The sequence below is a fragment of the Nonomuraea sp. AD125B genome (genome assembly GCF_041402765.1).
Classification (GTDB): Bacteria; Actinomycetota; Actinomycetes; order Streptosporangiales; family Streptosporangiaceae; genus Nonomuraea; species Nonomuraea bangladeshensis.
This window is the reverse complement of record NZ_JBGLOU010000004.1, coordinates 364264-376110: the sequence shown is the minus strand read 5'-3', so window position 1 is coordinate 376110 and position 11847 is coordinate 364264. Positions and strand designations below refer to the sequence as shown.

The window sequence follows — 11847 nt, the reverse complement described above, 5'->3', positions numbered from 1 at the left end:
CGGCCTCCTTGGTTCTTGTTTCTATCGGGGGGATGCGTCTCCCGGAGGAGACTGGAGCCGACGCTCGACGACCGTCTTCACGTCGGCCAGGTGAGCCCGCATGCGGGCCTCGGCCGCCGCCGCGTCACGCGCTTCGATGGCCGCGAGGATCGCCAGGTGCTCGTCGTAGTCGCGCCGCCGGTCGTCGAAGATCTGCAGGATCTCGCGCTGCTCGGGGCCGTGGACGGTGAGCAGCGAGTCGACCACCTCGTGCAGGACGCCGTTGCCCGCCGTACGGGCGGTGGCCCGGTGGAAGGCCATGTTGGCGTCGTGCAGCTCGGCGTCCTCGCCGCGCAGGTGCCGCCCCGCCTCGTCGAGCACCCGCCGGAACGCGGCCAGCTCCTCGTCGCCGGCCCGCTCGGCGGCCAGGGCGGCCAGCGGGGGCTCGATGACGAGGCGGGCCTCCAGCAGCTCCAGCAGCCGGGCGGCGCGGATCTCGCGCATGTTGGGGTTGGGCAGGACCAGGCGCTCGATGTCGGCGCCTACGTAGATGCCGGAGCCGTGGCGCAGCTCGATCGCGCCGGTCGCCTCCAGCCTGCGGAGCGCCTCGCGCAGCGTCGGCGTGGTGACGGCGAAGCGCTGCGACAGCTCCCTCGTGGACGGCAGCCGGTCGCCCGGCCGGTGCCCGCCCGTACGGATGAGCTCCAGCATGCGCTCGGTCAGAGCGTCGGACAGTGTCGGCCGCGTCACCTCGGACATATCAAGTGATCTAATCACTTCTCGCGGGCGGCGTCTATGAGGAGTTGGCTGTTTCCTCGTTTTTCAGCCTTGGACCAGCTTTTTCAGCTTTTGGCCAGCTTTGTCATCAGCTGGGCCATCATCTCCACTTGGCCGCGCCGCGAGCTCTCCACCTGCCCGGCCCACGCCTTGGCCGCCGGGTTGATCCCGCTCGCGACCTCCTCCTGCGCCATCCTGGCCGCGTCGCCCTGGTGCGCGATCAGCAGGTCGAGCAGGTCCCGCTCGAAGTCCTTCGACTTCCTCAGCGCCCGGATCCGTTTCACGTCGGTCTCCGGCATGCCGCCGTGGTGGTCGTGCGCCCCCTCGCCGGCCTGCAACGGCTGCTCCCAGTCGTGCAGCCAGCGCAGCATCATCTCGACCTCGTCCTGCTGGGTCGTCTCGATGGCGGCGGTGAGCGTTCTGACCTCGGGCGACCTGGCGCGCTCGGCGCCCAGCTTCGCGATCTCGATGCCCTGGCGGTGGTGCTGGACCATCATCTGGACGAACATCACGTCGTCGGCGTTCAGCGGGGGCTCGGCGGGCGGGGCGCCGCAGCCGGCGACGGCCAGCACGATCCCGAGGACGACGACCGCAATCCCGCGCACTCTCGTCACCCCTCTTCTTACAGGAAACTTTCCTAAGAGTTGACGATTTCTCCTGCGGGCGCAAGCTCTCCTTTGACATCAACCGAACTTGAGCTTGCATGGTGGATCTCCATGGAGCCCTTCACGATCGGCGTCATCCTGCCCGGCATCCCGGTGCAACGCCGCGACGGTCTCGACCTGCCCGCCGCCGCCCGGCACGCCGAGCAGGCCGGCCTCGACGGCGTCTGGCACGGCGACCACCTCGCCATCGGCGCCCCCACCCTCGACGCGCCCGTCGCCCTCGCCACCGCCGCTGCCGTCACCAGCCGCGTCGCCATCGGCACCAGCGTGCTCGTCCCCGCCCTCCGCCCCCTCGCCTGGGCCGCCAAGCAGATCGCGACCCTCCAGCACGTCTCCGACGGCCGTCTCGTCCTCGGCGTCGGATCGGGCGGGGGGCCGGCGCAGTGGGCCGCGGCCGGGGTGCCGTACGCCGAGCGCGGCGCCCGTACCGACACGGCGCTCACGCTGCTCCCGAGCCTCCTGTCCGGCGAGCGGACGCCGCTGCCTGACGGCTCGGCCGCCGAGCTGTCCCTGTCCGTGCCGGTGCCTCCGGTGTGGGTGGGGAACGCCTCCCCGGCCGCCCTGCGCCGGGCCGCGCGCCTCGGCGACGGCTGGTTCCCGTCCCTGATCTCCCCGCGTGCGGTGGCCGACGGGCGCGCGCGGCTGAACGACCTGGCCGCCGGGCACGGCCGCCCCGCGCCGGTCATCGCCATCGGCTGCAGCGCGGCCCTGGGGGCCGGGGCGCCCTCCCGGGCCGAGCTGGCCGCGGGCATCGCCTCCGCCTACGACCGGCCGTTGGCCGACGTCATGGACATTCCGCTCACCGGCACCCCTGAGCAGGCGGCGGAGAGGCTGGCCGCGTACCGGGAGGCCGGGGCGAACCACGCGGTCGTCGGCGTGGCGGGCGACGACTGGCGGGCCCAGGTGGACCTGCTGGCCCAGGCCCGCGCCCTGCTGCTCTAGGTCCGTAGCCAGCGCAGGGCCGCGTCGAGGCAGTCCTCCGGGCTGGTGTTGAAGGCGATGGCCGCGTCCGGCGCGTGCTCCCGTACCAGGTTGATCATGCGCTCGAAAATGTGCAGTGCCGGCTCGTGCCCTCGGATGCCGCCGCCGATCACCACGCACTCATGACCGCCCCGGCTCAGCGCCTCCACCAGCGCTCCCTCGGGGTCCGCGGCGAGGTCGACCAGACAGTAGTCGGCCTCGACGCCATGCTCGGCGAACCTGGCCCGGCCGCGGGCGATGGCCGCCTGCACCGGCTCGGGATCCCAGTCCTTCAGCGTGGCCGGATCGAGCCCGACCACCAGCACCCGTGCCGCCATCCGCCCGCCCCTTTCACGGCTGTTGGCCACCAGCACATCAGCACATCAGCACATCAGCATGGCACTCCGACTCCAGGCAGCACCAGCACGCGAGACCCCGCTCAACTCGGCTTCAGTCGAGGCAGAACTCGTTCCCCTCCGGGTCGGCCATGATGATGTGCCCGCCGGCCATCGGAGGGGCCGGCTCGTGCCGCTCCAGCCGCGTCGCGCCATGCCCCACCAGCCGCCTGGCCTCCGCCTCCAGCGCCGCCATGCGCGCCTCGCCCTCCAGGCCCGGCGCGGCCCGTACGTCGAGGTGCAGCCGGTTCTTGACCTGCTTGCCCTCCGGCACCCGCTGGAAGAACAGCCGCGGCCCCGCCCCCTCCGGGTCGAGCAGCGCGGAGGCGTCGTTGTGCCGCTCGGGCGGCACGCCCATCGCCTCCAGCGCCTCCTCCCAGGACGCGAAGCCGGGCGGCGGGTCCTGCAGCCGGTAGCCGAGCGCCTCCGCCCAGAACGCCGACAACTTCGCCGGGTCCGCGCAGTCGAACGTGATCTGCACCTCAAGCGCCATGGTCGCTCTTTTCCTTCTGTCCGGTCGTGTGCAGGTAGAGGTCGCGGAGCAGGCACACCTCGGAGAGGTGGTGGATCAGCTCCCTGTTGATGTGCAGCACCAGCGCCGCCATGGGGTGGGCGGCCCACTCGCCCTCCGCCTCCCCGCAGGGACGGGCGAGACCGGCCTCGCCGAGCGCCTCGACGCCGGCCGCCCACCTCGCGTACTCCTCGTCGAGCTGCGCCAGCGCCTCGGCGGCGGTGGCGGCGTACTCGTAGGAGTGGTAGTCGGTGGCCGCGCGGCCGAAGTGCGCGGCGTTGCGCATCGCGAGCACGCCGACGATCACGTGCCCGAGCCGCCAGGCGATCGTGGTGAACGGCGCCGGCTCGGGCATCGGGAACGTGAAGTCGATCGTCACCGCCCCCGTCCCGCCCTGAATCGGCGCGGACCCCGTGCCCCGGGGCCGCACGTTCCAGGAGCCGGGCGCCGGCTCCCAGAAGTACTCCTCGTCGCTGAGCCCGTCGAGCCGCGGCCGTAGCTGCTGGGTCCAATGCCACGCGAACTGATCCCGCAACAGCGGGTTCCAGATGATTTCCTCGCTCACGGGACCCACTTTCCCTCCTTTCCCGGACAGGTACGGTCCGCGATCCGTGAAACCCTGACGTACGTGACCGTCGAGGGAACCACCGAACGCGTGCTCCGCCTGCTGGCCCTGCTCCAGCGCCGCCCGTCATGGACCGCCACCGAGCTGGCCGCCGAGCTGCGCGTCACCGACCGTTCGATCCGCCGCGACGTCGAGCGCCTGCGCGCCCTCGGCTACCCGGTGCACGCCACGGCAGGCGTCGGCGGCGGCTACCAGCTCGGCGCGGGCACCCGGCTGCCGCCGCTGCTCCTCGACGACGAGGAGGCGATCGCGACCGCGGTGTCCCTGCGGCTGGCGTCCGGGGGGACGGTCGCCGGCGCGGGCGAGGCGGCCCTGCGCGCCCTCGCCAAGCTCGACCAGGTGATGCCGCCCCGGCTGCGCGCCGAGGTCCGGGCCGTGCACGGGGCCATGGACACCCTGGTCGGCCCCGGCATCGAGATCGACCATGAACTGCTGGTGACCCTCGCCCGCGCCTGCCGCGACGCGGTCCGCGTCCGCTTCGGCTACGCCGCCCGCGACGGCGAGCCGCGCGAACGCACGGTCGAGCCGGTCCGCCTGGTCGCCACCGCCCGCCGCTGGTACCTCATGGCCTGGGACGTCGACCGCGACGACTGGCGCACCTTCCGCCTCGACCGCATGCGCGACGTGACCGCCACGACCTGGCGCTTCCGCCCCCGGGACCACCCCGACCCGGCCGCCTACGTCCAGCGCTCCGTGACCGAGTCCCCCTACCGCCACCACGCCCGCGTACGCCTACGCGCCCACCCCGACCAGGTCCGCGACCGGATCCCCCCGCAGGTGGGCCGCGTCGAGGCCGACGACGAGGACGGCTGGTGCCTGCTCACAGCCGGGGGCGACGACCTGAACTGGCTCGCCGTGCACATCGCCGCCCTCGGCTTCGAGACCCAGATCCTCGACCCCCCTGGACTCCGTGAGGCCGCCGCCCGCCTCGCCCGCAACCTGACCGCCGCCGCCGGACCGGATGCCGACACGGGGCCGGCATGACCCGCCCGGTCCCGGCGCCGCGCTCCACTAACCGATCCTGGTCACGTTCCCGGTCCTGGCATCGACCTTGACTCCATGCCAGGCGCCTTCCGAAGTGAGGACATCGGCATCCCAGACGAGTGCCTCGTCGCCGTACCGGTCCAGGCTCATGTGGGTGATCCTGCCTTCCGGCACCGCAGAGGACACCTTCGCCGCCGCGTCCCTGAAGCTGAGCCGGGCGTCCTTGCTGATGCCCATCACCCTGGCCTTCTCACCCTCACCGGTGTCCTTGACCCTGGCCCCCGAGACCTTCCCCGACGCATCCACCTCCAACAGCCGCTCGGTGCCGTCGGGCCCGGCGAGCTGCACCTCCCAGACCCGGCCACCGTTGTTCGACTGAACCGAGAGGACCTTGGAGTCCTTGACCGCGTCCATGGCCGCGGCACTCGCCCTCTCGCCCGCCCCCGTACCGCCCGGCGGCTCCGAGGGCGCCGTGAAACCGGCCAGGGCCGAGCCCATGAAAACGGTGCCGATGATGACCTTTGTCCGTCTTGCACCATCCATACCGGCCAGGCTGCCCGCGCCCTGCTAAAGCCACGCCCACAACTCGGCCAACAGGACCCGGACCCCGAGAACCGCCGAACGGCCTCGACCCGTCACCGGACCTGCCCATCGCAAGAGCTCCACCTGGCGCTCCTTGCTGCGCGGCCCGTTGAAGGGACGGCCTGCACCCTCCACCAGGGAATGGTGACCGTGCCAGGGACTCTCGGTTAGCAAGGCCGTACCGACAGCGGGGCTCCAACTTCCAGATCATGCCTCCGCCCAAGCACCGAATCGGTTACCGAACCGAAGAGCCCGCGGCCAGACGGGATACTCTCGGCCGCAAAGCTCTGCCGACGCTGAAGTTTTTACCGGCTGACCTTAACGACGAACACAGGGAACGAGTACTCGACCTGCTCATCCGGGCCGGCAACATCCTCAGCGGGGACTTCCCGCAGATCAGCCCACAGCACCACACCCGGCTGTACATCAGCAGCCATCAGGGCGAGCACAGGTGCGGGATCGTCCACGGCACGGTACCGCCCTCCGAACGGCAGGTCATCCGGCTCGGCAGCAACGATCGAACACCGCAGCTGGCCGGCCTGCTCGTCATACCAGGCATAAAACGTCACCGGCCCGACAACATCGACGAACCGCGCGCGGAGCCGCTCACCAAGCGTGACAAGAGCCCGCTCAGCAGGCCGCACGTCGAAGCCCTGCGGGACGAACCCGAACGCCACCATATTGGCCCGAGCCTCCGCGTTCACATTCCCTCGGTCGAGGATCAGTTCCTCGTCCGCGAAAGACAACACGAACTGCGCGAGACCGTTCGACACTCACTATCTCCGCTCATTGACGCTCCCTGAGCGAGAGCGACTATCTCACGGGTCGGCCAGGTCTAGCTGTATTGACCCGCAGCGTTGTTGACGCGGGTGATCGGTGGATGGCCGCCGAGTGCGGTGTGGCCTCGGTGGTGGTTGTAGGTGTGGAGGAAGTCTGGCAGAGCGATGGTGCGTTCGTCGTTGCTGGCGTAAGGGCGGGCGTAGGCCCATTCATCGAGCAAGGTGCGGTTGAAGCGTTCGGCTTTGCCGTTGGTCTGTGGCCGGTAGGGGCGGGTGTGCTTGGCGGTCGCGCCGAGTTCGGCCAAGGCCTGGCGCCAGGCGGTGCCGCGGCGGTAGGCCAGCGCGTTGTCGGTCAGCACGCGCTGGATGCGGGTGATGCCCAGGCCGGCGAAGTGGGCGGCGGCGCGGCGGAGGAAGGCGGCGCAGGTGGTGGCCTTCTCGTCGGGCAGGACCTCGCTGTATGCCAGGCGGGAGTAGTCGTCGATGGCCGAATGGATGTAGTCAAAGCCGATGGTGCGGCTGCGGTCGTGGCTGCGCTGGTCGCGGCCGTGGATGCGCCAGCCGCCGCCGGTGGGGATGCGTCCGAGCTTCTTGACATCGACGTGCACCAGTTCGCCGGGCTGGTCGCGTTCGTAGCGGCGGATGGGCTGGCCGGTGGGTCGGTCCAGCCAGGCCAGGCGGTGCAGGCCGTGGCGGGTCAGGATGCGGTGCACGGTGGAGGCTGCCAGGCCGAGGATGGGGCCGATGCGGGCGGGGCCGAGCTTGCGGCTGGTGCGCAACCTGCAGACCTCGGCTTCCACTTCGGCGGGGGTGCGGTGCGGGATGGTGTGCGCTCGGCTGGGCCGATCGTGCAGGCCTGCTTCGCCCTCGGCGCGCCAGCGGCGGATCCATTTGTAGGCGGTGGGCCGGGAGATGCCCATCTCGGCTGCTACGTGCGCGACCGGTCGGCCGGCCAGGACTCGCTGAACGAGCAGGCGGCGGGCGTACACGGTCAGCCGGGCGTTACGGTGGGACATGAAGCCTCCGTGCGGTGCAGATTCGACACCTTCACCACATCGGAGGCTTCTCTATTGATCAAGTCCCACTGTTAACAACGCTCGTGGTCAATACATCTAGCCGCCGCACTGGGTCAGCCTATCGCCACGTCCGCAGCACATTTCGGCCGCGGGTTTCTCATGACACTTTTCGGGCCACCGCGCACCGACTCCACTACCTATCCGTAACGCTCATATCATCCCCTGACCACGGCCTGGGTGATTCTCCATGGGAGGAACCGCCGCGTCCATGGATACACGAGCTCCTCCGTCACCCACCCGACTCCGCTTCGATAGAGAGTCTTCAGCCCTGTGATCCACTCGTTACTGGGCTCGCTTACCGTGTCGATCGACACTGGACCGGGAGGCGCGGGAATCATGAGGACATCCGTCGATATGAATGGGTCTGGAGCTGGTGGAGTCCACTCGCCTCCTCTCGGGTCGCAACATAGCCCGAGACGCCCGCCAGCAAAGTGGGCCAGTATCCTTCTCCTCATATGCGTAGTCGGAGCCGGCTTGCTTTTTGTGAATCAGGACGCGTCGCCACGATCGACATGGGAATGGACACCGGAGCCTTTCGATCCGCCCGTACAATACGCCTTCATTCCCGAGAATTCGAGCTGTCCCGGCTGGTCTCCCGATGCAGCGGAAGAAGGCGAACCTCCGCTGGTCACTTGCACCGAGTGGCGGTTACACGTCAATCTCAAGCTCGGTAGAGGAAGGCAGGACATCGGCGTACCGTACGGGGTGGGATGCGGCGGGTACCGAAAAGGGGTCAGTGTCGGCGATGACGATTGCACCAGCAACATCGACCTTTACGACGCGGCCAGTCAGATACAGCTGAACGATACCGAGGGACGCAGGGTCACGCTCCGGATCACTCGCGACGGCCATCGCATCGCTTACTTCAGCAAGAAATACATGCAGTTCGTGGGTTGGGATCTGCCGACGGCGCAGCGAAAGGCGACCTCCCCGCGCCTCGACGCCCAAGCACTCGGTGATGTACGCGACCTGGACATCTCACCGGACGGAGAATTCTTCGCGGTGTCCTTCGCCGGGAGCCGACCTCGCTTGCTCATCACCGAGTTCGCCACCGGACAGACCACCACCCTTCAAGGATTCTGTGCGATCATCGGCATGAGCCATGATGCGGCACGGATAGCGGCACAACGAACGTGTTCCGGCATCAGCGAGCCGAGCACGGTGACCATCCTGAAGCGCGATGGCGCCGTCATCAGCGAACGGCGAGAAGGCTACTCCGCCGAAAGCCTCTCCCCGGACGGCCAGTTTCTCGTGGACATACAGGCCGACGCCGGCGATGGCGATGAGTATCTGGTCACTCGCGACGTCATGACCGGAAAAATCATCAGGAAACTGAAGCTTCATCTCCTCTCAGAACCGAGCGACGCGGTCGGCCATGGCTGGCTGACCGATGACGAATACATCGTCGAAGCCGAAGCGCCCGAGGGCGATGGATCATTCGGTTATTATCGGGTCAACGTCCATTCTGGAGTGTCGCACAGAATTCGCGACCTCGGACTGCACCCTGGCAACACCGTTTCTCTGGGAAGCGCGCTGATTCGCGATTGAGACCGTTGCCGCCCTGCCCGGCTTCCCGAGGAGGGACTGCGGCAAACTGGGGCGGTGGCGACAGGAGCGGAGATCTCGCCTCGGGAAACCGAGGTGCTGGAGCTGGTCGGTGCCCATCTCAGCAATGCCGAGATCGCGGCCCGGCTGTGCATCTCGGTGCGTACCGTGGAGAGCCACGTCTCCTCGCTGCTGCGCAAGCTTGAAGTGCCGGATCGGCGGGCGCTCGCCCGGCGTACGCCCACGCCGGCCGGTGCCGTCCCGGCACCGTTCCTGCCCACCCCGCTGACTTCGTTCATCGGCCGGGCGAGCGAGCGGGCCGAACTGACCGAGATGACCAGGGCGCACCGGCAGGTGACCGCGGTCGGTCCCGGCGGAGTGGGCAAGACCCGGTTGGCGCTGGCGGTGGCCGCGGAGGTGAGCGGTGAGTACGCCGACGGAGTGTGGTTCGTCGACCTGGTCCCGGTCACCGATCCGGGCCTGATCGCGACCGCGACCGCGGTCGCGGGAGCGCTCGGCCTCGGTGAGCAGCCCGGCCGCGACATGACCGAGTCCGTGCTCGCCGCGCTGGCCGACCGCCGAGCGCTGCTGGTGCTGGACAACTGCGAGCACGTGGCGGACGGGGTGACGCTGTTTCTCGAGCGGCTGTTGGCGACGTGCCCGCGGGTGACGGTGCTGGCGACCAGCCGGGCCCGGCTGATGGTGCCGTTCGAACGGGTGTATCCGGTCCCGCCGCTGTCGCTGGCCGCCGACGGCGACTCGGACGCGGTCGCGTTGTTCATGGAACGGGCGGCGGCGGTCGGCCGGCCGCTGGATCCGCCGTTGCGCGGCCAGGTTGCCGCGATTTGCGAGCGGCTGGACGGGATGGCGCTGGCGATCGAGCTGGCCGCCGCCCGCTGTCCGATGCTCGGGTTCGACGGCATCACCGCCGCCCTGTCCCACCCTCTGCGGATGCTCACCGGCGGCTCCCGTGCCGATGACCGTCACCGCTCGGTACGGGCGGCGCTGGACTGGAGCCACGCCCTGCTGGAGCCCGCCGACCGGGCGCTGCTGCGCCGGGTGTCAGTGTTCGTGGCACCCTTCACCGCCACGGCGGCGGCGCAGGTGACCGGGGACGAGGACGAGGAGGGCCTGGTCGCCGACGGCCTGGCCCGGCTCGCCGGGCAGAGTCTGCTGACGGTGACGACGTCCCTGGGCAGGACCGAGTACCGGGCGCTGGAGACCATCCGCCAGTACGGTATGGAGCGGCTGTCCGAGGCCGGTGAGCTGATCGACGCTCGAACCCGGCACCTTCGCTGGTGCCTGGCGCAGGCGGCCGGCTTGGCAGTGGTGGACCCAGATTGGCGGGCCCGGTTCGACCTGGTGGCCGACGACCTCCGCGCCGCCCTGGCGTGGGCGGCCGACCGCCCGGAGCAGCGCGCCGACGCGTTCGAGCTCGCCCGGTGCCTGGCCGAGCTGACCTTCACCCGTCACCTGACCGGCGAGTCCCAGCGGCGCTATGAGCAGGCCGCCGCACTCGCGACCGACCCGGCCGCCTCCGCGTCGATGCTCCGGCAGGCCGCGGCCGTAGCCGGGTGCCGGACGGCCGGTGATGACATGTACCGTCTGCGCCACGCGGCCGCGGACGCCGCCCGCGTGTCCGGCGCTACTGCCGCCACCGACCTGGCGACCGCCGCCACCATCGCGTTCCGGTTCTCGACCACATTCGTACGACGCCCGTCCCAGGAGGAGACGCTCCAGCTGATCACCGAGGCGCGGGAGCAGGCCGGCGACGATCCGGCCGCGCACGCTGCGGTCGCACTGGCCGAGGCCGCGGTGCTCACCGACGCGTTCGGCGCCGTCCAGGGCCCGCCCGGCAACGCCGTACCGGAGACGCGTGAACGCGCCGAGCACGCGGTCGAACTCGCCCGCCGGACCGGCGACCCGCTCGCCGAGTCGGCCGCACTCGACGCGCTCACCGGCGCTCAGAGCTGGGCCGGCGACACGTTCGCCGCGGCGGCCACGGCCCGGCGCCGGATCATGCTCCTGTCGCCCCTGCCGAGCACGCCGGCCGGCACCCATGAGCTGATCGACGCGCTCGGGATCGTCGCCGAGGCCGCCCTCGGGGCGGGAGACGTGCAGGACGCCCGCCGATGGGCACGACAACTGGCCGATCACCCATCGCTGGCGGAGGTGGGTCATCGCGCTACGTGCCGGCTGCTGATGGTTGCCGCGCTGGCGGGCGACGTCGACGAGGTGCTCACCGGCAGCGTCCGGTTCCTCGACGCGTGGCAGCGGGCAGGCAGCCCCGCCCGGTCCATCCTCGCTCCGGCGGCGGCCGGTGTGGCGATGATCCACGGCCTGCGCGGCGACCACGACGCCAGACGCGAATGGCAGGAGCTCCTGGGCCGGCTCGGCACCTCACCGGAGCACACCTACGGCTACGGGGCGGTCTTCGACACGATGCTCCTGCTGCACCACGGGCAGGCAGCGGAGGCGCTGGAACGGATGGCCCCCGAGCCCCGGCAGATGTGGAAGTGGATCACCTGGATCTGGCACCACTGGTATGTCGCGCTGCGCAGCGAGACCGCCGTACTCGCCGAAAGCCACAACGCCCGCGCCATCGTGACCGAAGCCCGCACCGTCGTGGCCGGCAACCCGGTCGCCGCTGCCATGGTGGAACGAGCCGGCGCCCTGCTCGACGGCGACCGGGAGGCGCTGCTCGCCACGGCGGACGCGTTCGACACCGCCGGCTGCCACTACCAGTTCGCGCGGACCCTCGTGCTCGCCGGCGGCGCCCACGCCGAACGCGGCGCCGCCGCTCTCGCCGCCCTCGGTCTCGCCCCGGGGAAACCAACCGGCCGAAGATGGTGACCTCGTTAGCGCACCGGACCGGATCGCTCTGTAGGCATGGGTTGTCCGGAGCGTGCCCGCACAAGATCCCTGCGTGGCAGAACCCGCTGGCGAAGGCGACACCAGGGCCCTCACCA

The 11847-nt window shown here is 70.3% G+C and carries 12 protein-coding genes; 4 read left to right on the top strand and 8 right to left on the bottom strand.

All coding sequences use genetic code 11. The features are described 5' to 3' along the window. Positions 1–21 precede the first annotated feature (21 nt). Positions 22–738 (bottom strand): FCD domain-containing protein, encoded by a 717-nt coding sequence (locus ACBR40_RS13725; protein WP_344213643.1) that lies wholly within the window; start codon positions 736–738, stop codon positions 22–24. A gap of 83 nt (positions 739–821) precedes the next feature. After that, a complete protein-coding gene (locus ACBR40_RS13720; protein WP_344213645.1) occupies positions 822–1361 on the bottom strand; it encodes a DUF305 domain-containing protein in 540 nt (179 codons plus the stop codon). A 111-nt stretch (positions 1362–1472) separates the two neighbouring features. Here ACBR40_RS13720 and ACBR40_RS13715 point away from each other — a divergent pair, with 111 nt between their 5' ends. After that, positions 1473–2363, top strand: coding sequence for an LLM class flavin-dependent oxidoreductase (locus ACBR40_RS13715; protein ID WP_344213647.1), 891 nt, complete (start codon positions 1473–1475; stop codon positions 2361–2363). Here ACBR40_RS13715 and ACBR40_RS13710 read toward each other — a convergent pair. From ACBR40_RS13710 to ACBR40_RS13700, 3 genes are all read right to left on the bottom strand, one after another. Then, positions 2360–2719, bottom strand: a complete 360-nt coding sequence (locus ACBR40_RS13710; RefSeq protein ID WP_344213649.1) for a hypothetical protein — start codon at positions 2717–2719, stop codon at positions 2360–2362. The two genes, ACBR40_RS13715 and ACBR40_RS13710, sit on opposite strands and share 4 nt — an antisense overlap. A gap of 112 nt (positions 2720–2831) precedes the next feature. Continuing rightward, on the bottom strand, positions 2832–3269 hold the full coding sequence (locus ACBR40_RS13705; protein WP_371248896.1) for a VOC family protein: 438 nt from the start codon (positions 3267–3269) through the stop codon (positions 2832–2834). Continuing rightward, positions 3259–3852, bottom strand: coding sequence for a DinB family protein (locus ACBR40_RS13700; RefSeq protein ID WP_371248895.1), 594 nt, complete (start codon positions 3850–3852; stop codon positions 3259–3261). The genes ACBR40_RS13705 and ACBR40_RS13700 overlap by 11 nt, the downstream gene beginning before the upstream one ends. Positions 3853–3915: 63 nt before the next feature. Between ACBR40_RS13700 and ACBR40_RS13695 the strand changes: the two genes are divergently transcribed. Then, positions 3916–4896 (top strand): helix-turn-helix transcriptional regulator, encoded by a 981-nt coding sequence (locus ACBR40_RS13695; RefSeq protein WP_371248894.1) that lies wholly within the window; start codon positions 3916–3918, stop codon positions 4894–4896. Between the two features lie 27 nt (positions 4897–4923). Here ACBR40_RS13695 and ACBR40_RS13690 read toward each other — a convergent pair whose 3' ends face one another. From ACBR40_RS13690 to ACBR40_RS13680, 3 genes are all read right to left on the bottom strand, one after another. After that, entirely contained in the window at positions 4924–5310 is a 387-nt protein-coding gene (locus ACBR40_RS13690) for a PepSY domain-containing protein (RefSeq protein ID WP_344213657.1), read from the bottom strand. A gap of 473 nt (positions 5311–5783) precedes the next feature. Then, positions 5784–6251: a hypothetical protein gene (locus ACBR40_RS13685; RefSeq protein WP_371248893.1), complete on the bottom strand. Its 468-nt coding sequence runs from the start codon at positions 6249–6251 to the stop codon at positions 5784–5786. Between the two features lie 62 nt (positions 6252–6313). Beyond that, the gene (locus ACBR40_RS13680; RefSeq protein WP_371248892.1) at positions 6314–7273 is read right to left on the bottom strand and encodes an IS481 family transposase; all 960 of its coding nucleotides are present in this window, start codon (positions 7271–7273) and stop codon (positions 6314–6316) included. A 543-nt stretch (positions 7274–7816) separates the two neighbouring features. Between ACBR40_RS13680 and ACBR40_RS13675 the strand changes: the two genes are divergently transcribed. Both ACBR40_RS13675 and ACBR40_RS13670 read left to right on the top strand, forming a co-directional pair. Beyond that, the gene (locus ACBR40_RS13675; protein WP_371248891.1) at positions 7817–8881 is read left to right on the top strand and encodes a hypothetical protein; all 1065 of its coding nucleotides are present in this window, start codon (positions 7817–7819) and stop codon (positions 8879–8881) included. Positions 8882–8935: 54 nt separating this feature from the next. Continuing rightward, on the top strand, positions 8936–11731 hold the full coding sequence (locus tag ACBR40_RS13670) for a LuxR C-terminal-related transcriptional regulator (protein ID WP_371248890.1): 2796 nt from the start codon (positions 8936–8938) through the stop codon (positions 11729–11731). Positions 11732–11847 lie beyond the last annotated feature (116 nt).